The sequence below is a fragment of the Actinomadura barringtoniae genome, from assembly GCF_017573505.1.
Taxonomy (GTDB): Bacteria; Actinomycetota; Actinomycetes; order Streptosporangiales; family Streptosporangiaceae; genus Spirillospora; species Spirillospora barringtoniae.
This window is the reverse complement of the sequence record NZ_JAGEOJ010000022.1, coordinates 108,987-134,587: the sequence shown is the minus strand read 5'-3', so window position 1 is coordinate 134,587 and position 25,601 is coordinate 108,987. Positions and strand designations below refer to the sequence as shown.

Annotated in this window: 19 protein-coding genes; 11 read left to right on the top strand and 8 right to left on the bottom strand. The window is 71.6% G+C overall.

Annotation, left to right across the window (positions count from 1 at the left end; translation table 11 throughout):
* Window positions 1-95: 95 nt before the first annotated feature.
* The 6 genes from J4573_RS42260 to J4573_RS42235 all read right to left on the bottom strand — a co-directional run bounded on the left by J4573_RS42260 (window position 96) and on the right by J4573_RS42235 (window position 10,685).
* Window positions 96-2,960, bottom strand: a complete 2,865-nt coding sequence (locus tag J4573_RS42260; RefSeq protein WP_208261793.1) for an alpha-L-fucosidase — start codon at window positions 2,958-2,960, stop codon at window positions 96-98.
* Window positions 2,961-3,095: 135 nt separating this feature from the next.
* A complete protein-coding gene (locus J4573_RS42255) occupies window positions 3,096-4,415 on the bottom strand; it encodes a VWA domain-containing protein (RefSeq protein ID WP_208261792.1) in 1,320 nt (439 codons plus the stop codon).
* On the bottom strand, window positions 4,412-6,736 hold the full coding sequence (locus J4573_RS42250; protein ID WP_208261791.1) for a DUF5682 family protein: 2,325 nt from the start codon (window positions 6,734-6,736) through the stop codon (window positions 4,412-4,414). Before J4573_RS42250 ends, J4573_RS42255 begins: the two co-directional genes overlap by 4 nt.
* Window positions 6,737-7,831: an ATP-binding protein gene (locus tag J4573_RS42245; protein ID WP_208261790.1), complete on the bottom strand. Its 1,095-nt coding sequence runs from the start codon at window positions 7,829-7,831 to the stop codon at window positions 6,737-6,739.
* The gene (locus tag J4573_RS42240; RefSeq protein WP_208261789.1) at window positions 7,828-9,378 is read right to left on the bottom strand and encodes a DUF5691 domain-containing protein; all 1,551 of its coding nucleotides are present in this window, start codon (window positions 9,376-9,378) and stop codon (window positions 7,828-7,830) included. The genes J4573_RS42245 and J4573_RS42240 overlap by 4 nt, the downstream gene beginning before the upstream one ends.
* Window positions 9,375-10,685 carry an SWIM zinc finger family protein gene (locus J4573_RS42235; protein ID WP_307797345.1) on the bottom strand — a complete coding sequence of 437 codons (1,311 nt, stop codon included), beginning with the start codon at window positions 10,683-10,685 and terminating at the stop codon, window positions 9,375-9,377. The genes J4573_RS42240 and J4573_RS42235 overlap by 4 nt, the downstream gene beginning before the upstream one ends.
* A gap of 151 nt (window positions 10,686-10,836) precedes the next feature.
* On the opposite strand from J4573_RS42235, the gene J4573_RS42230 reads away from it, so the two are divergent.
* From J4573_RS42230 to J4573_RS42215, 4 genes are all read left to right on the top strand, one after another.
* On the top strand, window positions 10,837-12,111 hold the full coding sequence (locus J4573_RS42230) for a glycosyltransferase family 4 protein (RefSeq protein ID WP_208261787.1): 1,275 nt from the start codon (window positions 10,837-10,839) through the stop codon (window positions 12,109-12,111).
* Window positions 12,108-12,848, top strand: coding sequence for a DUF2334 domain-containing protein (locus J4573_RS42225; protein WP_208261786.1), 741 nt, complete (start codon window positions 12,108-12,110; stop codon window positions 12,846-12,848). Before J4573_RS42230 ends, J4573_RS42225 begins: the two co-directional genes overlap by 4 nt.
* Window positions 12,849-12,861: 13 nt before the next feature.
* Window positions 12,862-14,049 carry a glycosyltransferase gene (locus J4573_RS42220; protein ID WP_208261785.1) on the top strand — a complete coding sequence of 396 codons (1,188 nt, stop codon included), beginning with the start codon at window positions 12,862-12,864 and terminating at the stop codon, window positions 14,047-14,049.
* Between the two features lie 217 nt (window positions 14,050-14,266).
* Entirely contained in the window at window positions 14,267-14,899 is a 633-nt protein-coding gene (locus J4573_RS42215; RefSeq protein WP_208261784.1) for an FMN-binding negative transcriptional regulator, read from the top strand.
* A 57-nt stretch (window positions 14,900-14,956) separates the two neighbouring features.
* Here J4573_RS42215 and J4573_RS42210 read toward each other — a convergent pair whose 3' ends face one another.
* The gene (locus J4573_RS42210; RefSeq protein ID WP_372443004.1) at window positions 14,957-15,688 is read right to left on the bottom strand and encodes a M50 family metallopeptidase; all 732 of its coding nucleotides are present in this window, start codon (window positions 15,686-15,688) and stop codon (window positions 14,957-14,959) included.
* 314 nt (window positions 15,689-16,002) lie between these two features.
* Here J4573_RS42210 and J4573_RS42205 point away from each other — a divergent pair, with 314 nt between their 5' ends.
* From J4573_RS42205 to J4573_RS42190, 4 genes are read left to right on the top strand one after another with little or no spacing between them, the layout of a single operon-like run.
* Entirely contained in the window at window positions 16,003-18,351 is a 2,349-nt protein-coding gene (locus J4573_RS42205; protein ID WP_208261782.1) for a fibronectin type III domain-containing protein, read from the top strand.
* Between the two features lie 31 nt (window positions 18,352-18,382).
* Window positions 18,383-19,375, top strand: coding sequence for an AAA family ATPase (locus J4573_RS42200; protein WP_208261781.1), 993 nt, complete (start codon window positions 18,383-18,385; stop codon window positions 19,373-19,375).
* The gene (locus J4573_RS42195) at window positions 19,375-20,505 is read left to right on the top strand and encodes a DUF58 domain-containing protein (protein WP_208261780.1); all 1,131 of its coding nucleotides are present in this window, start codon (window positions 19,375-19,377) and stop codon (window positions 20,503-20,505) included. Before J4573_RS42200 ends, J4573_RS42195 begins: the two co-directional genes overlap by 1 nt.
* Window positions 20,506-22,638 (top strand): transglutaminase TgpA family protein, encoded by a 2,133-nt coding sequence (locus tag J4573_RS42190; protein WP_208261779.1) that lies wholly within the window; start codon window positions 20,506-20,508, stop codon window positions 22,636-22,638.
* A 65-nt stretch (window positions 22,639-22,703) separates the two neighbouring features.
* Here the strand turns inward: J4573_RS42190 and J4573_RS42185 are convergent, their stop codons facing one another.
* Window positions 22,704-23,150, bottom strand: a complete 447-nt coding sequence (locus J4573_RS42185; protein WP_208261778.1) for a hypothetical protein — start codon at window positions 23,148-23,150, stop codon at window positions 22,704-22,706.
* Window positions 23,151-23,228: 78 nt separating this feature from the next.
* Between J4573_RS42185 and J4573_RS42180 the strand changes: the two genes are divergently transcribed.
* The 3 genes from J4573_RS42180 (at window position 23,229) to J4573_RS42170 (ending at window position 25,352) form a co-directional block, all read left to right on the top strand.
* Window positions 23,229-23,873, top strand: coding sequence for an HAD family hydrolase (locus J4573_RS42180; RefSeq protein ID WP_208261777.1), 645 nt, complete (start codon window positions 23,229-23,231; stop codon window positions 23,871-23,873).
* Window positions 23,870-25,042 (top strand): helix-turn-helix domain-containing protein, encoded by a 1,173-nt coding sequence (locus J4573_RS42175; RefSeq protein ID WP_208261776.1) that lies wholly within the window; start codon window positions 23,870-23,872, stop codon window positions 25,040-25,042. Before J4573_RS42180 ends, J4573_RS42175 begins: the two co-directional genes overlap by 4 nt.
* A gap of 109 nt (window positions 25,043-25,151) precedes the next feature.
* Window positions 25,152-25,352 carry a hypothetical protein gene (locus J4573_RS42170; protein WP_208261775.1) on the top strand — a complete coding sequence of 67 codons (201 nt, stop codon included), beginning with the start codon at window positions 25,152-25,154 and terminating at the stop codon, window positions 25,350-25,352.
* Window positions 25,353-25,601 lie beyond the last annotated feature (249 nt).

Below are 25,601 nucleotides of genomic sequence, written 5' to 3'. Positions count from 1 at the left end.
TCGAACGATTCCTGAGACACGCACTCAACAGGCTCGGGTGTGGAGGGCAGGGGCAGGCACGTCGGCGGCAGGACAATGATCTACGGCGGGTTCACCTAGTCGAGGGAGATCCGGTCCAGGTCGGGGGCGGCCTCGGCGTCGTTATAGATCTTGATGGTGTTGGCGCCGGACTGGAGCGTGACGGGCAGGGACGTCGTGCGCGGCGTGCTGTTGCCGCTGTCGGTGACGGTCACCGTGGCGGGCGGGCCGCCGTTCACGCTGACCTGGTACGACCGGGTGCCGTTGACGGTGTAGTCGATGTAGAGGGTGTGCTGCCCGGCGCGGTCGGTGGTGACGTTCGGGAACGTGACGGCGGCGGTGGGGTCGCCGCCGATGTTGCGGACCTTCTCACCGCCCGAGCACGGCCCGCAGCCGGTGAGGCCCGTGCTGCCCGGGGCGTTCGCCGAGTCCTCGGCCTCGCGCATGAACGTGCGGTCGGCGGGACGGGGCCGGACGTCGAGGTTGCGGGTGGTGGTCTGCGGGCGGCCCAGGGTGCGGTACGTCGCGTTCACCGGGATCTTGGTCGCGGCGACCGGGTCCGGCGAGGTGACCGTCCAGGTGCCGGTGATCGTCTGGCCCAGGCGCAGGGAGTCGGCCTTGACGGACGCGCCGTCCAGCGTCCAGCCGTCGGGGACCTTGGGCGCCAGCTCGACCCCGTCGAGCTGGTCGTCGGTGTCGAGGCGGAGCGTGGCCTTGACCTTGAGCGTCTGGCGGCCGGTGCCGACCCACTGCACGCCGTACGGCTCGACGGTCATGGTCGTGCGCGGCAGGTCGGTCGGGACGGGGGAGACGGAGATGCGGTCGATGCCCGGCCCGGACAGCTTGACGGTGTTGGCTCCGGCCTTCAGGTGAACGGCCAGCGCGGTCGAGTCGGGCGCGTCGGCGCTGCCAGCAGGGACGGTGAGCGTCGTCGGCTCGCCGCCGTTGACGGTGACGCGAAGCGGCGTCGCCTTGGCCGAGGTGGTGTCGGCCTGGAGGCGGTAGTCGCCGTCGGACGGGGCGTTCACGTCGCGGTAGGTGAGCTCGCCGCCGACCACGTGCAGGTTGCCGGAGCAGGCCGTGCAGAGCGTCCGGCGCGCGCCGTGCGACAGGACGTTGCCGTGCGCCTCGGCCTCAAGCGGCAGCGGGCGGCCGAACGAGCGCTGGTAGCCGTACCCCACCTTCACCTCGTCGACCTTCAGCTGATTGAGGAACGCCGGCGCCTGCGGGCCGCCCCACAGGTTGAGGACCTCCAGCTTGAGGTAGCGCGTGTACTGCAGGCCGAGGTCGATCAGCCGTACGCCGCGCGCGCTCGCCATCGCGCCGGACCGCACCTGCCGCCAGGCGCGCCCGTCGTCGCTGGCCCGCACCCGGTAGTCCTTGATCCGCGCCGAGTCCTCCGGGCGGCCGAAGCTCGTACGGGCGTACGTCGGCGACCACTCGCGCTGGTTGACCGCCAGCGTCGTCGCGGGCCGCCGCGCGCCCAGGTCGAACGTCATCGAGACCGGCAGCTGGGCGTTGGAATCCCAGTAGTTGCTGAAGTCGCCGTCGGTCAGGTCGGCCGCCGGGAAGCCCGTACGGGACGCGCTCGCCGAAGCCTTCACGCCGGAGTAGTAGAGGCCCTGCCCGGCGGTGTCGACCTTGAAGACGGTGTCGTAGTCGTCCCACGCGGTGACGTCGAGGATCGACAGGTAGCCGCCCGACTGGGTGAAGTGCATCGCCTTGCCGGTGCGCAGGTCGGTCACCCGCGTCACCCGGTAGTTGTCGTCGCGCAGCCGCACGTGGTCGGTCCGCGGCCTGGTCACCACGTGCACGTACTGAGTCTTGGCGCCGCCGCGGTCGACGGTCACCACGCCGTGCGCGCCGTCGTTCCAGAAGCCGGGCTGCATGCCGCCGTACATGTAGCCGCCGCCCTCGAGGCCCTGCAACGACGACTTGATCGGCGGGACCCATCCGGCCATGAAGTCGTTGAACTTCTCCTGGCTCGGCGGGAATTTGCCGTTCACCATCGGGGTCTCGGCCATCAGCGACTTCATCGACGAGCCCGCGTTGGTGATGTAGCGCCCGGTGCTGAGCCGGAAGTCGACGGAGTGGTCGGAGCCGTCGTACCACCAGTCGCCGGTCGTCGGCAGCTTGTAGTCGGCCTCGACCAGGCGCGGCATCGGCGTCCACGCGGCCTGCGGGTAGTCGTAGGCCGGGGTCATGCCGACCTTCTGCTCGTTGCTGACCGTGTCCATGATCGGCGTGTCCTCGTTGTTGTTGCTCAGCAACCAGGACGGGCGCTTCTGCCGGATCTGCTCGTAGAGGTGGTGCGACTCCCAGTACTCGTTGTCGTTGTCGATCCAGAACCCGGCCAGGTCCGGATAGCGGTCCATGACCTCGAAGAACAGGTCGTAGCTGTACTCGCCGAAGCCGGGCCGGGTGGTCAGGTCGACCTGCTCGCCCTTGTAGGCCGAGTACGCGGCGGAGTCGAGCGTCTCGGTGCCGGTCTCGTTGTGCCACTGCGGGTCGTCGGTCATGTAGAGCAGCACCCGTACGCCCTTGGCCTGGCCCGCCTTGACCAGTTCGCCGAGCAGGTCGCGTTTGGTGGAGCAACTGCCGGGGATCGCCGACGGCCAGGGCCGCGCGTAGCCGAGCCTGCTGTGGAACGTGGCGAGCACGATGTAGGAGGCGCCGAGCTTGCGGGCCTCGTCCACCCAGTAGTCGGGCGACCAGCCGCCCCCGGTGACGTCCTTCTCCCAGGTCGCGCAGTCCAGGTGGCGCGGCGAGGTGAACATCCCCCAGTGCAGGAACAGCCCGGCGGTGGAGTCGCGCATCCACTTCTGCCGTGGATGCTCGACCTCGGCGCGGGCGGGCGGCGCCGGTATCGCGGCGAGCAGACCCGCCAGCAGCGCCAGTACGGCCAGGACGCACAGGAGACGTGATCGTGGATGGCGGGCCATGGCCGTCACTCCCTCAAAGCTCCGAGCGGGACAACACATCGGATCTTTACACGGGATTCGGGCGATAGAAAGCGCTTACAGACAGAAAAGTCGAGGAGTGATCCTATGAATCGCCGGGTTGTCTCCTTGGCCCGCCTACGCGGTGAGGTTCCGTTCGGACCATTCCTTCAGATCCCGGCGCTCGACCGCGGCGGCCATCAGATCCGGGAACGCGTCCGGCGTACAGGCGAACGCCGGGACCCCGAGCGCCGCGAGCGCCGCCGCGTTCTCGTGGTCGTAGGCGGGCGCGCCCTCGTCCGACAGCGCCAGCAGCACGATCACCTGGACCCCGGCCGCCGTCAGCGCCGCGACCCGCTGCAGCATCTCCGCCTTCACACCGCCCTCGTACAGGTCGCTGATCAGCACGAGAATGCTGTCGTTCGGCCGGGTGACCAGGCCCTGGCAGTACGCGAGGGCGCGGTTGATGTCGGTGCCGCCGCCCAGCTGCGTGCCGAACAGCAGCTCCACCGGGTCGTGCAGCTGATCGGTCAGGTCGACCACGGCCGTGTCGAACACCACCAGCGACGTGCGCAGCGACCGCATCGAGGCCAGCACCGCGCCGAACACGCTCGCGTAGACGACCGACGCCGCCATCGACCCGCTCTGGTCGATGCACAGCACCACGTCGCGCTTCACCGCCTGCTGCCGCCGCCCGTACCCGATCAGCCGCTCGGGCACCAGGGTCCGGTGATCGGGCAGGTAGTGCCGCAGGTTGGTGCGGATCGTCCGGTCCCAGTCCACGTCCGCCAGCCGCCGCGGCCGCAGCACCCGCGCCGCCCGGTCCAGCGCCCCGCCGACCGCCGACCGCGTCCGCTGCGCGAGCCGCCGTTCCAGGTCGTGAACGACCTTCCGCACCACGCCCCGCGCCGACTCCCGCGCCCGGTCGGGCATCACCTGGTTGAGCGACAGCAGCGTCCCCACCAGGTGAACGTCCGGCTCGACCGCGTCCAGCATCTCCGGCTCCATCAACAGCCGCGTCAGGTTGAGCCGCTCGATCGCGTCCTTCTGCATCACTTGCACGACCGTGGACGGGAAATAGGTCCGGATGTCCCCGAGCCACCGCGCCACGCTCGGCGCCGAGTCGCCCAGCCCCGCACTCCGCCGCCCCGACTTGGGCCGCGCATCATCCCGTCCGCCGACGCCGTAGAGCTTCTCCAGCGCCGCGTCCATCTTCGCCTCGTCGCCCTCCAGCGAAACCCCGGTCCCGTCGGCCCCCTCGCCTCCGAGCACCAGCCGCCACCGCTTCAACCGATCCGCAGGAACGGCGCCGGCCGCGGACGTGACCGTCTCCAGCGCGTCGCCGCTGTCCGCGCGCGGAGCGCTGCCCGCATCGGCATCGCCTCCTGCTCCGGGCGTGCGGCTCGCATCGGCGGGCGTGGCCGTGGCCGGGGGCTGGTCGTTCGGGTCGGTGGTCATGGGCGGGCCTCCCAGCCGAGGATGCGCAGGGCCGCCGCGGCGGCCGCGGCGGCGCGTTCGGGGTCGAGGGCGTCGTCGTCGCCCTCGGCGGTCGCCGGGGCGGTGCCGAGGCGGCGGACGCGTTCGCCGATGGCGCGGCGTTCGGCCTGGGCGTAGGCGCCGAACGTGCGGCGCAGCAGCGGCAGCACGTCGGTGAACGACTCGCCGGGCAGGCCCGCGATCCAGGCGTCGATCAGACGCAGGAGCTCGTCGTCGTGGACCAGGATCAGGCCGCCGCCCGACAGGAAACCCTCGATCCACGCGGCGGCGCGGTCGGGCGCGACGCCGACCGAGACCGCGCGGGCCATCCGGTCGGGAACGTCGTCCAGCAGGCCCGCGTCCTGCAGCAGCCGGGTGAGGCGGCCCTCCAGCAGGCCGTGCAGGTCCGTGCGGTCCAGGACGCCGCGCAGCGTACGGCGCCAGCGGTCGATGTGGTCGTCGCGGGCCAGCAGCGCGAGGGCGCCGTGCACTTCGTCGACATGGGTGAGCAGCTCGCGCGCCGCGTCGTCGTCCAGGCCTCCGGCCGCGGCGGGCAGGCCGACGCAGACGCGGACGATCAGGCCGTCGACGACCGACTGGAGCGGGCCGGTCGAGGTGCCGCGCACGTCGCCGTAGCGCAGCGCCCGGACGAGGGCGGGCAGCGCGGACATCAGGTGCGCGACGTCGGTGTCGATCGCGGCGCGGTCGGCCAGCGAACGCATCACGGCCGGGAGCGCCTCGCCGAGATCGGCCAGCAGGCAGCGTTCGGCGACGGAGGTGAGCTCCGGCAGCCCCTTGGCCTGCAGCGCCATGGCCTCGGCGCGGGCGGTCGCGGCGCCGCGCACGGTGGTGCCCCACGCGCTCGCCTCGATCAGCTCGATGTCGAACTCGGGCCGCCACATCAGCGTCCAGGTCTCGCGGAACGTGCCCTTGGAACGGCTGTCACCCGGCACGCCCCAGTCGACGTCGAGCAGCCGCAACCGGTGCAAAAGGTGGCTGCGCTCCAGATCCGTGGGCTTGCGCAGGTCGAGGTCGTGCTCCTTGTCGAGCGCGGACGGCTTCAGGCGCAGGCGGCGCTGCTCGGCCTGAAGGTCGCGCTGCAACGGGACCATGGGCGTGCGTTCGGGGACCGAGCCGAGGCTCTCGCCGACGACCATGCGGCTCTGGATCAGCTCGACCGGCAGCTCCGCGCCCTCGCACAGCACCGCCCGGGTCGCCTCGGTCACCTCGTCCAGCCCGGCGAGGGGACGGCCGCGCAGGGCCGCGAGCGCCTCGGCCAGCCGTACGGCTTCGATCACATGCGCGGAGGAGACGTGCAGGTCCTCCTCGCGCAGCACGCGGGCGGCGGCGGTGAGCCAGCGTTCGATCGGCCGGTCGGGCGCCGCGAACAGGTGGTGGTACCAGCCGGGGGAGCGCACGCCCGCGCCGTAGCCGGAACGGTTCGCCAGCCGCCCGTGCGTCCACGGCACCCACGTCATCGCGACCTTGGTCTTGGCCAGTCCGCGCAGCGTCTGCTCGTCCTTGGTGGAGGGGACCTTCGCCTGGATCGCCGGTACGTGCCACGCACCGCAGACCACGGCGACGCGGTCGTGGCCCACCTTGAGCGTGCGGCGCAGCGTCCGGCGCATGTGGGCCTCGCGCTGCTCCTCACGCTGGAGGTAACCGGCGGGCAGGCCGGTCGCCCCGCCGTCGGGCAGCTCGGCGAGCTGCTCGCGCAGCGCGCTCATCGCCTCGGCGATCGCCTCGAACGGAGTCGGCCCCTCGTCCCGGTGCTCGACGACGTCGTCCCACCACCGTTCGGCGTCGTCGTAACCGGCGGCCTTGGCCAGCCACCCCAGCGGATCCAGCCTGATCCCCTGCTCGGCCGGCGCCTTCTGCTCGGCTTCCTTGTCGGCGGGCGCGGCTTCGTCCTCGGCCTCTTCGTCTGGTTGTGAGGGGATCGGCTCTTCGAGGGAGATGAGCTGGTTGGCGGCGGGGAGGTCGCAGAAGCGCACGGGGACACCGGCGTCGAGGGCGTAGCGGATGGCCTGCCACTCGGGGCTGAACTCGGCGAACGGCCAGAAGGCGGCCTTGCGCTCGGAGCCCTCGCCGGTGCCGTCGGGGGCGGGCGGCTTGCCGGGGGAGTAGGCCAGCAGCGCTACCGGCGGGACCATCTCGGGGTCGGTCGCCAGCTCAACGATCGCGTCGGCCTCCGGCGGGCCCTCGATCAGGACCGCGTCGGGCTTGAACTCCTCCAGCGCCCGGCGCACGGCCCGCGCCGACCCCGGGCCGTGGTGCCGGATCCCGTACACCTCGACGGGCATTCAGGAGACCTCCCGGCAGGCGCGGTAGAAGTCGCGCCACTCCGGCCGCTCCCGTACGACGGTCTCCAGGTATTCCTGCCACACGACGCGGTCGGACACCGGGTCCTGCACGACGGCGCCGACGATGCCGCCCGCCACGTCGGCCGCGCGCAGGACGCCGTCGCCGAAGTGGGCGGCCAGGGCCAGGCCGCTGGTGATGACCGAGATCGCCTCGGCGGTGCTGAGCGTGCCCGACGGCGACTTGAGCTTGGTGCGGCCGTCGGCGGACAGGCCCGAACGCAGCTCGCGGAAGACCGTCACCACGCGGCGGATCTCCTCCAGCCCGGCCGGGGTCTCGGGCAGCTCCAGCGCGCTGCCGAGCTGGTCGACGCGGCGGGCGACGATGTCGATCTCGTCGTCGACGGTCTCGGGGAGCGGCAGCACGACGGTGTTGAAGCGCCGCCGCAGCGCGCTGGACAGCTCGTTCACGCCGCGGTCGCGGTCGTTGGCCGTGCCGATCACGGTGAAGCCCTTGCGCGCCTGGACCTCGGTGCCGAGCTCGGGGACGGGCAGCGTCTTCTCCGACAGGATCGTGATGAGGGTGTCCTGGACGTCGCTCGGCATCCGGGTGAGCTCCTCGATGCGGGCCACCGCGCCGGTCCGCATCGCCCGCATCACCGGGCTCTCGACCAGGGCCTTCTCGGACGGGCCCTCGGCGAGCAGGCGGGCGTAGTTCCACCCGTACCGGACGGCCTCCTCCGCCGTGCCCGCCGTGCCCTGAACCAGAAGCGTCGAGTCGCCGGACACGGCCGCCGACAGGTGCTCCGACACCCACGTCTTGGCCGTTCCGGGAACGCCGAGCAGCAGCAGCGCCCGGTCGGTCGCCAGCGTCGCCACCGCGACCTCCATCAGCCGCCGCGGGCCGATGTACTTCGGGCTGACCTGCGAGCCGTCCGGCAGCTCGCCGCCGAGCAGGTAGAGCGTGACGGCCCAGGGCGACAGCCGCCAGCCGGGCGGGCGCACCCGGTCGTCGTGCTCGGCCAGGCGGGCCAGCTCGTCGGCGAACTGCTGCTCGGCGTGCGGCCTGAGCACGGCACCATCGGCACCATCGGTCACTGGGCAAGCTCCTTCAGCATCTCGTTGCGGAAACGCAGCGTCTCGGTCAGTTCGTTCAGCGCGCGGATCTGCGCCTCGGGGCGTTCGGCCAGCGCCTCCAGCCGCCCTACCATCGCGGGGGTGAGGCGCTGGTCGGCGATGCGGCACAGCTGGGTGAGGGTGTGCTCGTGCCGGTGGGTGGAACGTTCGGCCGCGCCCGCCAGCGTCGCGACGACGGCGTCGGCGAGCTCGCCGTTCCACGGCCCGGGGATGCGCTCCAGAACGCGCAGCAGGTCGGGGTTGCCGTCGACCCAGCGGATCAGGCCCGCCGCCGCGGTCTCCCGTTCACCCGGCGGCAGAACGGTCAGCAGGTCGGCGAGGGCCTCGGGCTCCTCGACCACCGCGCCGCCCTTGAGCAGCGCCCGCGCCCATTCGGCGTCGTGCTGGCGCAGCGCCGCCCGCGCCCAGCCGATGTGCAGGTCACGGGCGCCGCGCGCGTCGCGTTCGGCGCCGTCGCCGCCGTCCGCGATCGGCAGGCACACGATCTCCATCGGCGGCAGCCCGAACAGCTCGGTCCAGGTGGTCAGCGGCGTCCGGGCGAGGATCTCCCGAAGCCAGGCGGCGCGCGCCCCGACCGGGCCGCCCGCCCTCCCGCCGGGCGCGAACGAGCCGGACGGATGGAACGGCACGCCGTCGCGCGCCAGGTCCTCGTCGTGCGCGATCGGCGGCTCGACCACCAGCCAGGTCTGGCGCCGCAGCCGTACGGTGCGCTGCTCGGCCCGCACGCAGGCACGCGCCCGCTCGGCCATGCGCCGCCCGTACGCCGAGTCGGGCAGCCGCGCGAGCAGGTCGGAGGCCAGCTGCCGTACGTCCTTGCCCCGATCCTCCAAGGCGGCCTCCAGGAACTCCTCGTCCTCCGGCGACAGCCCATGGTCGAACGTGGCGAGGAACGCGGCCCGTTCCGGCGCGGGCTCGCTCGCCCACGTCCCGCCCAGCGCCTCCCGCGCCGCGCCCGGATCGGTCTCGCGCAGCCCCATCAGATAGGCCACGCGCTGGTTGCGGGTCCCGGTCTCCCACACGTCGGGCCCGCCGCCGGGGTCGTCGCCCGACCCCACCAAATAGGCCCAGTCGGTGTTCTGCAGAGCCAGCCACACCCCGCGCCGCCCCACCGCCCGCGCGATCGAGGACCGCAGCATCCGGTCGCTGCGCCCGCGTTCGAGCAGCTCGGGCAGCAGCCGCGACGGCACCCGCACCCCGCGCGCCGCCGCCGCGTCCAGCCACTCGGGCAGCACCCGTATCTGCTCGCCCCGCAAGATCCGCGTCAGCCGCGCCGCCGCCGCGGGCGCCACCACCGGCAACTCCTCACCCGGCGCAGGCGCGATCGGCACCGGCCCGGCCCCGGCCCCAGGCCGCCGCCCGGCCCGCCGCCGCAACGTCAGCACCGCCGCCTGATCCAGCAACCGCCCCGCTGCCTCATTCGATGAGTCCGGGGACTGGGGGAGGGGCGGGGGCTCGCGGCGTTGGGTGCCGAGGAGGGCCGCGGTGACGTGGTCGTTCCAGGTGCTCACACGATCACGGCTCCCTCGTCGTGCTGCCAGGCGGTCAGGGGGCGCAGGCCGCGCGGGGTCCACTCGCCGGAGAGGGTGAACGGGCCGCCGCCCGAGACCGCGAGCAGGCGCCAGGGGTCGTGCGGGCGCAGCGGCAGCGAGTCGCCCGCCTCGTCGATCACGTGCAGGTCGGCGCCGCTGCGGGCGAGGCGGATCGGGCCGAGGAGCGCGGGCCAGCGATGCAGCCACGGGTCGCGGGCCAGGGCGCCCGAGTACTCGGTCAGGAAGGCGCCCACGGTCAGGCCCTCGGGCATGGCGCCCGTCGGCTCGCCGTACCGCTCGGCGATCAGGGCGCGCAGCGGCAGGGAGCCGGGGTAGAACGCCAGGTCGGCGTCGATCTCGGTGCCGACGATCAGCGAGGAGTCCAGGACGCGGCCGGGTGCGGCGAACGACAGGACCAGCGCGGAGCGGCCCGTGCGGCGGCCGCGCAGCCACACGCGGCGGGCGGTCAGCCGTTCCTGCTCGGAGTCGTGCGAGCCGGTCACCGCCCAGCGGTCGCGGACGCGCGTGCCGCCGGTCAGGATCTCCTCCTGCGGCATGGTGAAGCCGACGCGGGCGCGGACGGTCTCGCGCAGGCCCTCGGGCAGGTCGTCGCGGCGCTCGTACGCGCGCACGAGCAGCCGGAGCAGCGCGTACTCCTCCAGCAGCCGGTCGGGCCAGCCGCCCTGGCGCGGCACCGAGGCCAGCCCGCGGATCTGCCCGGCCAGCGCGGCGGCCTGCGCGTCCACCAGGCGCCGCGCGGCGTCGTCCCACAGCCGGTACGGGGCCTTCTCCGCCTGCGCGAGGCCGTGCGTCACCTGGTCGCGCAGCCACTGGTCGAGCTCGGCCAGGCCGTCGTCGACGCGGCGCTCACGGCGTTCGGCGGTCTTCGGGTCCTTGGTCCTGGGGGTCGCCGCGGCGGCGGCGCGGCGTTCGGCGGCCTTGTCGGCGCGCTCGCGGCGCTCTTCGAGCCATTCGGCGACCCATTGCGGGCGAGGCCCTTCGGTGATCACCCCGTCGCTCCACAGGAGCAACAATCCGAGCGCGTGTTTACACGGGAATTTACGGCTCGGGCAGGAACACCGGAACGCGGGCGCACCGGGCTCGCTCAAATCGGCACAGGCGCGATAGGCGCTTTTGCCACTGCCCTGGCACTCACCCCAGACGGCCTCGTCATCACCGCCCGTACCGGACCACTTGGCCGGTCGGGCCACCCCGGCGGCCGTCTTGGCCGCCGCCGGGTCGGGCGCCAGATCCAGCACCCGCTCGCGCCCCCATCGTTCGCTCACAAAGTCGAAACTATCGGCGGGGTCTGACATTCACCGCTCTTTTCCTGCCGTTCACCACCGGTCTGCTTGAAGAAAGCAGTTCGCGTGCTGTTTCCCCGTCGCCCGCCCGCTCGCGGCCGGAACGTACCACGCGGCGGACACGCTCTCCGCCGTGAAGGTCGCCATCGTGACCGAGTCCTTCCTGCCCCAGGTGAACGGGGTCAGCAACTCGGTCTGCCGCGTGCTCGAACAGCTCCAAGCCCGGGGCCACCAGGCGCTCGTCGTCGCGCCCGGCCCCGCTCCCGACGGGCCCGACAGCCATGCCGGTTCGCCGGTCGTGCGGGTTCCCGGCTTCGCGCTGCCCTTCTACCGTTCCTTCGTCTGCGGCGTCCCGACCCGCAGGGTCACCTCGGCCCTGCGCGACTTCGGGCCCGACGTCGTCCACCTCGCCTCCCCGCTCACTCTGGGCCTGTCCGGCATGGCCGCCGCGCGTCGCCTCGACGTGCCCGCCGTGGCGGTGTTCCAGACCGACATCGCCGGGTTCGCCCGCGCGTACGGCTTCCGCGGAACGGACCGGATCATCTGGTCGTGGCTCCGCTACATCCACCGGCGGGCCGCCCGCACGCTCGCCCCCTCCACGCCCGTGCTCGCCGAGCTGGAACGGCGCGGCATCCCGCGCCTGGCGCTGTGGGGGAGGGGCGTGGACCGGAGCCGGTTCCATCCCGTTCACCGGTCGCCGGAGGTGCGGGCGCGGCTGGCGCCGCGCGGCGAGGCGCTCGTGGGGTTCGTGGGCCGGCTCGCCGCCGAGAAGCGCCCGCAGCTCCTCACCCGGCTGGTCGGCGTGCCCGGCGCCCGGCTCGTGGTCGTCGGCGACGGGCCCGAGGAGGAACGGCTGCGGCGGCGCATGCCCGACGCCGTCTTCACCGGCTTCCGCACCGGGGTCGAGCTGTCGGAGCTGGTCGCCTCGCTCGACGTCTTCGTGCACACCGGGGCCGACGACACGTTCTGCCAGGCCATCCAGGAGGCGCTCGCCGCGGGCGTCCCGGTCGTCGCGCCGGCCGCCGGCGGGCCGCTGGACCTGGTCAGGCCCGGCGCGAACGGCCTGCTGTACGCGCCGGACGACGGCTCGGAGCTGCGCGCCTCGGTCGCCGCGATCGTCGGGGATCCCGTGCTGCGGCGGCGGATGAGCGCGCAGGCGCTGGCGTCGGTGCACGGCCGCGGCTGGGACGCGATCTGCGACCAGCTCATCGACCACTACGAGGACGTGATCCACGGCCGTCCCGTCCCGGTGTCCGCCCCCGCCTCGACCCCGGCGGCCGCCGCGGCCGCTGCCTCGGCTGCCGCCGCGGCTGCCTCTGCCTCGGCTGCCGCCTCGGTCGCGCCGCCGGCCGAGCCCGCGGTCGTCGGAGCACGACGTGAGGACGATCGCGAGGAGAGCGCCGCGTGAGCGATGAGGGATTCCCGTTCGTGGTGTCGGTGCACGACGTGGCGCCCGCGACGTCCGAGCAGACCGCCGAGTGGGTCGCCGACCTGGACGAACGGGGTCTGCCCGCGACCCTGCTCGTGGTCCCCGGGCCGTTCGCCGGCGGGCCGGGCCTGATCGACGATCCCGAGCTCGTCGCGTACCTGCACAAGGCGGTCGGGCGCGGGCACGAGCTGTCGCTGCACGGCTTCCTGCACGAGGGCGTGCCGGGCGGGTCGCGCTGGCGCCAGGGGGTGAACCAGCTGCTGGCGCGGGGCGCCGCCGAGTTCTGGTCGCTGACCGAGGAGGAGGCGCGCGCCCGGCTCCGCGAAGGCCTGGAGGTGCTCGCCGACGCCGACATCGGGGTCGTCGGCTTCACCCCGCCGGGCTGGCTGGCCTCGCCCGGCACGCGCAGCGCCCTCGCCGCCCTCGGCTTCACCTACTGGACGAGCCACCTGGCCGTCCACACCCTGCCGGGCGGTCCCGTCCGGCGGATGCCCGCGCTGTCGCACCGGCCCGGCGGCCGGGGCGAGCGAACGGGCGCCGTGCTGATGATCGAGGCCGCCCGTGCCATGGCGCGCGCCCGCGTGCCGTTCCGCATCGCCCTGCACCCGGCCGACCTGGCGCGGCCCGGCCTGCGCCGCGCGGCCCTGGCCGCCATCGACGAGACCCTTGAGCTGGGAGGCCGTCCCGTGACGTACGAGACCCTGGTGACCACGTGAGGCCGGTGGGCGCGTGAGAATCGTGCAGCTGGCGAACCTCTACAGCCCGGTGTCGGGCGGGCTCCGCACGGCCGTCGACCGGCTGGGCCGGGGGTACGTCGAGGCGGGGCACGAGCGGGCCCTGGTCGTGCCGGGGCGGGAGTTCACGCGGACCGAGACCGACGGCGGGCTGGTCGTGACCGTGCCGGGCCCGTCGGTCGCGCCCGGCTACCGCTTCGTTCTCGATCCGCGGCCGGTGCTGCGGGTCCTCGCCGGGCTCGACCCGGACGTCATCGAGGTCTCCGACAAGGCGACCCTGACGGTGGCGGCCAGGTGGGCGCGGCGTCGTGGCGTCCGCTCGGTGCTGTTCTCGCATGAACGCCTGGACGCCATCCTCGCGCCGCGTACGCCCCGCTGGGTGCCCTTGGAGACCGCGGCCGACCGCTGGAACCGCCACCTGGCCTCCGCGTTCGACGCGATCGTGGTGACGTCGGCGTTCGCCGCCGCCGAGTTCGCCCGGGTGAACGCGCCGTCCCTGCACCGCGTGCCGCTCGGCGTGGACCTGGACACCTTTCACCCTGCCCACGCGGACCCCGCCGCGGCGCTGGCCACTTTGAGCATGCTCGCCAAGGCAGGCCCTGCCGCCGCTGCCACCGAAGCCTTGTCTGCCAACGGGGAGGCGACGGCTCAGGCTGTTTCAAGCGAGCCTGTGAGGCTCGTTCATCTGGGGCGCCTGTCCACTGAGAAGCGTCCCGACATCGCTCTTGGGACCGTCCGCGAGCTCATGCGGCGCGGAATCGCGGTCCACCTGGACGTGGTGGGGGACGGCCCGCGTTCTGCCGCTCTGGAGGCGATCGCCGAACGCGAGGACCTGCCGGTGTGGTTCCACGGGCATGTTCCAGGGCGTTCTGAAGTCGCCGCCTTGCTCGCCAACGCCGACGTGGCGCTGGCCACCTGCCCGGTCGAATCGTTCGGCCTGGCAGTGCTGGAGGCCCTCGCGTGCGGCACTCCCGTCGTCGCGGCCGATCGGGGTGCCTCGCATGAGCTGCTGGCCCCTGGCGCGGGCGTCGCCGTTGCGCCCGAGGACGTGGCCTTCGCCGACGGAGTGGAACAGCTGCTCCGGCAACCCGCTGCCCTGCGGCGCATGAGCGCCCGTGCCAGAGCAGAGCGTTATCCCTGGGACGCCACCGTGGCCGGAATGCTGGAGGTGTTGACGGCCTAGCGGCCCTAGGCGCCTCTTAGGACGGGGTGCCTAGCGGCGGCCCTTGCCCTTGCCCGCCGTGGGCCTGGAACGGTGGTGAGACCGGCGGAGCCTGGCCTTGCGCTTGCGGGCGTATTTGGCGCGGTCCAGCTTCTTCTCTGCCATGCGCCATCGTGGGCCGCTTCGCGGGGGAGGGGCAGGCCTCTGACCGCATCCGGTCCGCGGCTACCGTGAGGTCATGCTCGTGCACCCTTGGGACGCCCCGCTCGACGACCTCGAATGGAAGACCTGGCTGGCGGACGGCAGGGACTTCGGCCAGCTCATCGCGCCCGGAGTGGATCGCGACCTGCCCATCGTGGTGCCTACGCATTTCCTGTACGACGGGGACCGGACGATCCGGCTTCACCTGGCCCGGCCCAACCCGGTGTGGCCGTTCCTGGAGGAGAAGCCCCGCGCCCTGCTGACCGTCATCGACGACTACGTCTACGCGCCGTCGGAGTGGGTCCGCGAGGAGGGCGAGGCCGCCGAACGGTCCGTACCGACGTCCTACTACGCCACCGCTCAGCTCTCCTGTGACGTACGGATCATCGACGATCCGGAGGAGAAGGCCGCCATCCTCAACGACCAGCTCGCGCACTTCGAGCCGCAGGGCACCCAGCGCCTCCCGGTCGACCTGGAGGACCCGGATCGGCGCCTCCTGCCGGGCATCCGGGGCCTGGAGCTGACCGTCACCGCCGTACGGGCCAAGTTCAAGTACGCGGGCAACAAGAAGCGCCCCGTTCAGGAGCGCATCTCGTCCCGTCTGAAGGACCGCGGCTCGGCGGCGGACCTGCGGGCCCGCGACCACCTGCACCGCCGCAGCGGCCTCTAGCGTCGGACCGGCGGTCTCTAACCGGAACAGCCGCCTTAGCCCCGGATCGGCGGCGAGCTAGCCGGAGAGCACGGAGGAGTCGGGGATCAGCAGCAGGACCCCGAGGACGAGCGCCACGAGCGCCGTTCCGCCGAAGAGCGTCACCCAGGCCATGCCGGGGACCCCGGTCAGGTGCGCCAGCTGGTCGGCGTCCGAGGTGGGCGCCATCCGGCGCGACCGCATCCGCTGCAGCTCGATCACCGGCCGGGCGGCGGCGAACAGCAGGAACCACGCCGCCAGGTAGGCGAACCCGCCCTGGATCTTGGCGCCGCCGAACCACGACACCGCGAAGATGATCGCGCCGGTCGCGACCACCGACAGCGCCCCGTACGCGTTCCGGATCATGATCAGCATCGCGGCGAGCAGGGCCAGCGAGAACCACAGCATCAGCGTGATCCGGTTGTCGGCGATCAGCAGCGCGAAGAACAGGCCCAGCAGCGGCGGCGTCAGGTAGCCCGCCATCGCCGTGAACACCATGCCCGGCCCGTGCGGCTTGCCCCGGGACACCGTCACCCCGGAGGTGTCGGAGTGCAGCTTGATGCCGTCCAGCTTGCGCCCGGTGATGAGCGCGATCAGAGCGTGCCCGCCCTCGTGCGCGATCGTGACCACGTTCCGGGCCACATGCCACGTCGGGGCGTGCAGCACCGCCCCGAGCGCGATCACACCGACCCCGATGATCAGCCACCAGGGCGGCGCGGGCTGTGTTCCCGTCACGCGGTCCCACAGCTCGGAAATGCTTACGTTGTCCACGTCCACCCCGGGGTCGTCGTACGGCTTGCCTGAACACTAGGACGTTCGGGGTAAGGGTCGCGTTCGGTTCTTTTCACTGTCCTGCTCACGAATGGTGACCGCGCGTCCATCGCCCGTGATCCAGATCACATATATCTCGCCCTAAACTGGTCATTCTCGCGGTTCACGGGGCGGATCACCCCAGGTCCCGCTAGGTTGTGTGATCCGTGCGCAGCAGGTTGCGCATCGCGCGGTCAGGCGCGAACGGAGGGTGACGGGGCTTGAGCGGGATCAAGGCGCCCGCGGTACTGCGGGGCCTGTTGAGACGTGATCGGTTGACCGGGCAGATCGCCATCGGCGCGGTCGGCCTGCTGCTGGTGTCGGCCATGGTCTACGGCGTCGGCATCGCCAGCGCCAGGTACAAGATCTCCGACGTCGGCGCCTGGCTGAGCGCCACCACCAAGGGCATGGTCGTGCACGCCAACGGCCTGGTCGGCAAGGTCGACGGCAAGGCCAACCTCGGCGCCACCGCCCGCGGCCACCGTATCAAGATCATCCAGGACGGCGGAACCGTCCTCCTCGTGGACGAGACCACCGGCGCCGTCAGCCGCGTCGACCCGTCCCAGCTGAAGGTCGAGCAGACCGTCAACCTCGGCCTCAAGGTCCAGATCGTCGCCAACGCCGACGTCGCCTACACGGTCGACCAGTACAAGGGCGTCGTCCAGCAGATCGACCCCGTCAAGCTGACCGCCGTCGGCAAGGCCACCTCCGTCGAGCCGCCCGTCGGCCTGGCGGGCCTGGACGCCCGCGGCACCCTCTGGGTCCCCTCACCCCAGACCGGCCAGCTCATCCCGTTCCAGAACGGCGTGCAAGGCGCCCCGGTCGCCGTCGCCGCCCCCCGCGACCAGCTCCAGCTCTCCATCGTCGCCGGCGTTCCCACCGTCCTGGACCTCACCACCGGCACCGCCGCCATCGTCGGCGGCGACGGCGTCCGCAAGATCAACCTGCCGCCGACGCTGGGCCGCGCGGTCAAGGCCCCCGAGGTCGTCGAGGGCCAGAACCTCCCGATCCTCGGCGCGAAGGGGGCGCTCACCCTGCTGGACACCGGCACCGGCGCGCTGACCAACATCTCGCTCCGGCTGCCCCAGCGGGCCGCGCTCCAGGAGCCGCAGATCCTCGGCTCCAAGGTCTACATCCCGGACGCCTCGGCCGGCTCCCTGATCGTCTACGACTACATCTCCGGCAAGATCGAGCGGCAGATCTCCGTCTCGGGGATGCCCGGTCCGCTGGACGTCTTCGTCAAGGACGGCATCCTCTGGGCGAACGACCCCAACCGCGACGCCGCCGTCTCGGTCGGGCAGGACGGCGTGCCGAAGCCGTTCAGGAAGTACGACACCAAGGCCCCCGGCGGCGTCCGCAAGCCCATCCCGACCGAGAAGCCGGGCGGCGGCAACGGCCGCGACCCGGGCAACGGCGGCAACCGCCCCCAGCAGCCCCAGCAGCCTCCGCCCCCGAAGCCCAAGCCGAACGACCCGCCGACCGAGCCGACGGACGTGCGGGCCACGGGCGACCAGGGCACCGTCACGATCACCTTCGGCCAGTCGAGCTACAACCGAATCCAGCCGAAGTCCTACGTGCTGGCGACCGGTCAAGGCCAGCCCGTGCCCAACGCACAACCTGGGCCTGAGATCGCGCAGGGCAGCGGCGAGTACAAGTTCACGGTGGCGGGTCTGGCCTGCGGACGTAACTACACGTTCCGTGTGGCGGTGAAATTCCAGGACCCGAAGAGCCGGCAGATCAGGACCGGTAGGTACGGTCAGGACACGACCCCGGCCTGCGAGGTCCCGCAGGCACCGCAGGCTCAGTCGGCCACTGGAAACAACGGCACCATCACGGTGACCTTCGCGCCCGGCACCGACACCTCGTCGGTGAAGGACTACATCCTCACTGACACCGGCGGGGCTCAAATCCCTGGGACATCGCCGGTCACACCCACGGCCCAGCCCAGGTTCGTCCTCCGGAACGTCCCCTGCGACAAGTCGTACGAGTACAAGGTGGCGGCCCGCTACACCGACAAGGGCCAGGCGGCGCAGGCGCTCTCGTCCAATTCGGTGTCGACGTTCTCCTGCCAGGCGACCGGCCCGGCGAGCGGCCTCACCGCCGACCCCGTCAACCATGGCGCCAACCTCAAATGGACCAAGGCCGCCGGCTATGACGTCACCTACACGGTCAGTTGGCCGAGCGGTTCGAAGACGACCACGGATACGTCCTTCTCGGTCACCGGGCTCAGCAACGGCAGCACGCACCAGCTCACTGTGACCGCCAAGAACGGCGCGGGAACCGCCAACGGCACCAGCGTCTCGGTCAACCTCGACCCGGCTCCACACGCCCAGACCCTGAACGGCCACCACAACGACAACACCAACACGTGGCTGCACACGAGCCCGAGCACGGACACGAGCACTCGCGACGGGCAGTTCCCGCAGGGCTTCACGGGCGCGGTCAGCGTCATCTGCCAGCAGACGGGGCCGTCGATCACCGACACCAACAACTCGAGTCTGGTGAGCAACGTCTGGGACAAGATCAGCTATGGCGGCCGGGACCGCTGGGTCAGTGACATCTACGTGACCAGCGCCAACTCGGGGTCGAACAACTTCTCACCGCCGCTGTGGGAATGCACGTGAGACGTAAGACGATCACTTGGGGGAGTGAGCGATGAGTGAAGGGCCGAACGGGGCGGCGGCCGGGGCCGACGCCCTGGCGGGGCGGTTCTCGCAGATGTTCGGGGCGCTGGCCCAGAACATCGAGCGGGTGATCCGCGGCAAGCGCGAGAAGGTCGAGCTGGCTCTGATCTGCCTGCTGGCCGAGGGGCACCTGCTGGTGGAGGACGTGCCGGGCGTCGGCAAGACCACGCTGGCGCGGTCCATCTCGGCATCCGTTGAGGCCCGCTGGGGGCGCATCCAGTTCACGCCCGACCTGCTGCCCAGCGACATCACCGGCGTCTCGATCTTCAATCAGGGCAAGAACGCGTTCGAGTTCCATCCCGGCCCGATCTTCTCCAACATCGTGGTCGCGGACGAGATCAACCGCGGGTCGCCGAAGACGCAGTCGGCGCTCCTGGAGGTCATGGAGGAACGCCGGGTGACGGTCGAGGGGACGCCGCATCCGGTGCCCCGCCCGTTCATGGTCATCGCGACGCAGAACCCGGTCGACATGGACGGCACGTACCCGCTGCCCGAGGCCCAGCTGGACCGCTTCCTGATGCGGATCTCGATGGGCTACCCCGACCACCAGTCCGAGGTCGCCGTCCTGGCGGGCCAGCCGACCGGCGCGATGCTCGACACTATGCCGCCGATCGCCGGGCGCGACGATGTCGGCCGGATGATCGAGTTCGCCGAACGCCTGCACGTGGCGCCGCCGCTGTACGACTACATCGTGCGGGTCGTCGCGGCCACCCGCGAGCACCCCGAGCTCCGCCTCGGCGCGAGCCCCCGCGCGAGCCTCGCGCTGCTCAAGGCGTCGCGCGTCCGGGCCGCCGCGGCGGGCCGTTCCTACATCGTTCCGGAGGACGTGAAGGCGCTCGCGGTGCCGGTCGTCGCGCACCGCCTGATCGTCACTCCGGAGGCCGAGCTTCGGGGCCGCAGCGGTGCGGACGTGGTGGGCGAGGTGCTGTCCAGCGTGCCGACCCCGCAGGCCGCCACGGTCTGATGCTGACTCCGCTCGGCTGGGGGACCGCGGTCGCCTCCGTACTGCTGTACGGGGCGGGATGGTGGCTCGGCTATCCGGAGCCCGCGATGCTGGCCGTCGCGGGCCTGCTCGCTGTCGGCAGCGCGTTCATCTGGACCCTGACGCAGCCGAAGCTGGAGGTGCGCCGCGAGATCGCGCCGTTGAAGGTGGAACGTGGCGAACCGGCCATCGGCGTCCTGCACGTCACCAACGCTGGCCGCGGCATCCGAGGCCTCACCGCCCACGACACCGCCGGTTCGACCAACGTCGCCGTCGACATCCCCCGCCTGCCCCCGCGCGGCCAGCGCACCGTCTCCTACCAACTCCCCACCGACCGCCGTGGTGAGATCCCCGTCGGCCCGCTCCAGCTCGTCCGTGCCGATCCGCTCAACCTCGCCCGGCGCGTCCGGGAGTACGGCACGCCCCAGACCCTCCTCGTTCGCCCCAAGACCGTCCGCCTGGGCCTGCTCCCGTCCGGCCGCGCGTACCACCTCGAAGGCCCGACCAGCGACAAGTCCCCGGCCGGGACCGCGACGTTCCATGCGCTGCGCGAGTACGTCATCGGCGACGAGATGCGCCACATCCACTGGAAGTCGTCCGCCCGTACCGGCACCCTCATGGTCCGCCAGCTCGTCGACGCGAGCCTGCCCACGACCACCGTCGTGATCGACGCCAACCCCGACGCGTGGCCCGAGCCCGACGACTTCGAACTCGCCATCGACGCCGCCGCCTCGGTCGCCGTCGGCGCGTGCCAGGCCAACTTCCCCGTACGCGTCCTGAGCGGCGCGGGCCCGGTCGCCGACACACGCGGCGGCCCCGACGACGCCGAGGTGGTCCTGGATCGCCTCACCAAGGTCATGCCGGACGCCGCCGCCCAGCCCGTCCTGGACCTCATCCGCCGCGTCCGCCCCGGCGGCTCGCTCGTCGTCATCACCGGCCGCGGAACGGACCTGGGCCGCATCGCCGCCGTCCGCAGCCGCTTCGACCGGATCGTCGTCCTGCGCGTCCGCCCGCCCGAGCCCGCCTCCGCCCCGCCCGGCGTTCACCTGATCGACTTCACCGACCTGGAGGAGCTGGCGCACGCCTGGCAGCGCGCGGGGAGGGGCCGGTAGATGCGCCGCTACGTCTCGCTCCTGCTCACGGCCGCCCTCTCCATGACGGCGGGCCTGGCGTTCCACCGAGTCTTCGGCTTCGGCCCGGTGGTCCCCGTAGCCGTAGTCGCCGCCGTCATCCCGACCGCCCTCTCAGCCACCCTGGCAGGCCCCAGATCCAACCGCCCCTGGCCCCTGTGGATCTCCGTCGTCCTCACCACCGTCGCCTGGGCAGGCACCGTCTCGGTGACGGTCCTCCGCGCCTCCCTCACCGACGGCACGCTCCCGCAGACACTTCGCACGGGCGTCCTGGGCTCCTGGAAGTCGATCCTCACGACCCTCCTCCCAGCACCCGCCAAGCCTGAATTCCTGGTCCTGGTCCACGTACTCACCTGGCTGGCGGCCTTCGCCTCGGCCGAACTCGCCCTCCGCACCCGCTTCCGCGCGCTCCCCGCACTCCCGCCCCTGGGAACGTTCGCCGTGGCGCTCATGCTCGGCGTGGACGGCCCCGGCTCCAACCTCCCCCTGGCCGCCGCCACGATCGTCCTCACCATCGTCCTGATCCTGGTCCGCTCCGACCTCTCCACGGCCGTCACCTGGCGCCCCATCCTCCTGGGCCTCCCCACCGCCGCGGCCCTAGGAGCCCTGGCCTTCCTCTCAGGCCCGTACGTCCCGGTCAGCGCGGACCCCTATAACCCCCGCGAACAGGTAGCAGCGCCCCCACCCCAGCAGCGCGACAGCGTCAGCCCCCTGGACCGCGTAGCAGGTTGGCTGCAAAGCCCCGCCCAGGTCCTCTTCACCGCCCGTTCCTCCAAACCAGAACGCTGGCGCCTAGCGGTCCTGGACCAGTTCAACGGCGTGACCTGGACGTCCTCGGCCCGCTTCGTTCCCACCGGCAGCCGAGTCCCCACGACCCCCGCCTCAGGCAGCACCCGCCAGGTAACCCAGCAGATCACCATCAAGTCGCTCCCCGGCGTCTACGTCCCCGCCGCGGACCGCCCCCGCAAAATCAGCGGCCTGGGCGTCTCAGTAGACCCCTCCAGCGGCGCCCTGGCCGCCGTCAGCCCCCTCCGCCCGGGCCAGACCTACACGGTCGACTCCCGCGTACGCGAAGACATCGACGACCTCCCCGACGCCTCCGCCGCCCAGGACGCCGAAGCCCAAGCAGCCCTGACCCTCCCCAACGGCCCAGGAGAGTCCAAGCCCCCCGTACAACTAACCGAATTCCGCAGCCTGGCCCAACGAGCAACCGCCGGAGCCAGCTCCGCAGGCCAACAGGCCGCCAAGCTCGCGGAGTTCCTCAAGACCTACGCCAAGTACGACGTCACAGCCCCACCCGGCCACAGCTACCGCCAACTCGACTACTTCCTAGGCGAATCCCGGCGCGGCACCCCCGAACACTTCGCGACCGCCTACGCCCTCTTGGCCCGCACCCTCGGCCTCCCCACCCGCGTAGTGGTCGGCTTCGCAGGCACCAACGACATCAAGTCCGGCGACGTCCTCGTCTGGCCCGAGGTGAAATTCGCCGATCAGGGCTGGGTCCCGTTCAACCCCATGCCCCAGCACGCCGGCCGTTCCAACTCGTCCGGCGCCGTAGCCGCAGGCGAGACCCAGAAAATCGAACAAGCCCAAAAGGCCGCCGCCCAAAACCGAGGCCCCGGCGCAGGCCCCCACCGCAACGCCCCTGCCCCAGGCAAACCGGCCCCCCAAAAGGAATTCACCTTCCCCACCTGGGCTTACGCCGCCATCCCCCTGGTAGCCCTCCTAGCCACCTACCTCCTAGCAGTCCTACTGCTCCCCGCTCTACGCAAACGCCGCCGCCGTTCAGGCCCGCCCGCCGCTCGCATAGCCGGTGCCTGGCACCAGGCCCTGGAGCACCTAAGCGACGTAGGCCTCGCCAAGACAAAGACCCTCACCGCCCACGAGGTAGCCCGCTACGGCACCACCAACGTAGGCACCGAAGCGCAAGCGCACCTGCGCCCCCTAGCCGACCTCGTCAACCAGACCCATTTCTCCGGCGCCACCCCCGATGACCGAGCCGCCGCCGAAGCCTGGGAACACACCAACAACCTGGGCCGCCTGGTAACCGCCAAAGCAGGCCGCACCCGCCGCCTACGCCGCCGCCTGCACCCCCGCACCCTCCGCCCCCGCTAACCCACGGCCGTACCGAATCCAGCACAGCCCCGCGCCATCCCTCGCTGGTCCAGCACTGAACGTCGTCACACGGGCAAAATTAGGCGCGTCCTGTCGAGGTTTGTCGCGTAGCCGAGCGTGTAATGGGTGCCGCTCTCGCTCGTTCCACGCAGCGGGAACCCGATCACCATCTCTGACCGGTCGACCATCCACCGGTCGCGGGCGTGGTAGCCGGAGGTCCTGGGCTCGGCGCCCAGCTCGACCAGCTGCTCCAGGCGGCCGGCCTGGCGAACGGCGGCGACCGCATGGCGAGCATCAGCGGGCTGATCGCCCAACGCAGCGGGCACGACCACGACCAGTTCAGCCCGCGTCTCCTCTGCCAGCCAGAGCAGGCACAACGAATCGATCCCCTTCGCGCCTCCGAGGTAAAAGCGCACACCCGGCCTGGCGAACGGCGCCACATACTGCCCAAAGATCTCCCGGTAGTCGCCCGACGGTCGGTGCTCTGTCGAACGTGTACCCGTGATGGTCACGACTGCCGGCATTGTGTTCCCTTCCACCTACGACCGTCACGGGCACGAACGAGTTGCGGAACGCCTAGGCTGACCTGCGTGATTCGCGCAGTCGTGTTCGACGTTGGCGAGACTCTGATCGACGACACCCGCGAATGGCGGGCTTGGGCCGACTGGCTCGGCGTGCCCCCTCACACGATGTCCGCTCTCGTCGGCGCGGTCACCGCGCAGGGGCGAGACAACGCCGACGCGCTTCGTCTGATCCGACCCGGCCTGGACGTCGCCGCCGAACGCCGCGCGCGGGAAGACAGCGGCCATGGCGAGCAACTCGACCCCGACGATCTCTACCCGGATGTTCGTTCAACTCTGAACGTGCTTCGTAGTCATGGCCTGTGGCTCGGCATCGCAGGCAACCAGACCGTGCGCGCCGCAGACCTCCTCCGCGCCCTGGACCTCCCCGTTGACGCGATCGCCACCTCAGGCGAGTGGGGTGTGGCCAAGCCGTCGCCCGAGTTCTTCGCGCGCCTGATCGAGTGGGCACCGGCCGCTCGAGGAGAGATCCTCTACGTCGGCGACCATCCCGCGAACGACATCCTGCCGGGCAAGCGCGCCGGCCTTCGAACGGCGCTGATTCGCCGAGGCCCATGGGGCTACCTGTGGGCCGACGACCCCGAGGTGGTCAAGGCCGCTGACTGGCGACTGGACGACCTCACCGCCCTGCCCGAGCTCATCGCAGCCCAATGAGTGAGAACGCAGAGGTAGGCGCGCGCATTGCTGCGACACGCACCGCGCGTCGGCTCACGCAGAGGCAGCTCGCGGAGCAGGCTCATCTCGGGTTGAGCCTGCTCCGCAAGGTTGAGCAGGGGAGCAGGTCCGCCACTGATCGGACGCTGGATGCCCTGGCCAGTGCCCTCGGCGTTCAACCCGACTCTCTGCTGGGGCGGCGAGTCCGTACGAGCAGCCGGGTGCACGATGCGATCCCCGCAATGCGCACCGCCATCGACGCCTATGACCTGCCCGAGGACGGACCCGTACGGCCCATGGTGTGCCTGCGCCAAGCTGTAGAGGAGACGACCTGGCAGCGGCTCTCTTCCCATTACACACGCCTCGCCGAGAACGTGCCGCCATTGCTGGCCGAGTTGGCTCGCGCTACGCAGCATCCCGATGACGGGGTTGTGCGAGAAGCAGCCACCCTGCTGACCGTGGCGTACCGTTCAGCTGACGCGGTCGCCTATAAGTACGGCTACTACGACCTGTCGGCGCGCCTGATCGAGTTGATGCGCTGGGCTGCGTCCCGAGCCGAGGATCCGGCGCTCGATGCCACGGCAGCGTACGTACGGACAGAGGTATTCTTCTCGAGCGGCAACCTGGCCCCAGGGCTGCGCGCACTTGAGGCCGCGTTGGACGCGATGCCCCCGTTCAAGAGCGCCGCAGTAACTGCAGCCGCCGGTGCGTTGCACATGCGCGCGGCCGTCCTCGCAGCCCGCCTGACCGGCGACTCCGACTCGGCCGACGAGCACATGGCCAACGCACGGCGGCTCGCCGTCGACGTGCCTGAGGGGATCTACACCGGCACGGCCTTCGGGCCCGCGTCGGTCCATGTGCACGAGATCTCTGTCGCGGTCGAGCTGGGGAATGCCGCACGTGCGGTTGATATCGCCACCCGTCCCATCGACCTTGGTGCGCTCCCAGCCGAACGCAGATCGCATCACCACATCGAGGTCGCTCGCGCGCAACTCTGGCTCGGGCTGCGGGACGAAGCGTTGGCTTCGTTGCAGACCGCCAGGCGCATCGCTCCGCAGCACGTACGGGAGCACCCTCACGTACGCCAGGCCCTTCTCACGCTGCTGCGCCTGCACGTCTCGCCACCGCAGGCACTGGTGGCGTACGCCGAATGGGCGCGCGCGATCTAACCTCAGGTCACCGGGGGTGCCACAAGATGTGTCACTCACGCCGTCCGCCGGCAACGACCATCTAACCGTCAGTGACGATCTGGAGACGATCAGCAGCGGGAGATGGCGGATGCGTTCGGCGGAGGAGATCAAGGCGGCGCTGCGCCGGGAGTTTCCGCGGTGGTCGATCATTCAGAGCTCGCCGAATGGGCGGTGGTGGGCGACACGCGGGCCGGACGTGGGCAAGCTCGTCCAGCACGGACCTTCGTGTTTCGACGCCGACGAGCCGGAGACTCTGCGGGCGCAGCTGCGCAAGGTGGCCGGGGCATGAGGTCGGCCGAGCGATCTCGATCGCCTCGCGCTTGCCTTGGCCGAACGGGGCATCGCCAGCCGTCCACGCTATGAGGCCAGCCCACCCCTCCTGCTGGCGTACGGCCCGGCCACGCCACGCGTTGGAGACAGCCTGCTCGTTTGGTCGCGCGAGCTGGGGGAGCCCTGGTTTTGGTCGGGCAGCGGGGTGCCGCTGGCTCCGGTCACAGATGTGGAGGAGGCCGTACGTCGCGTTGAGCCGCTGTTGGCG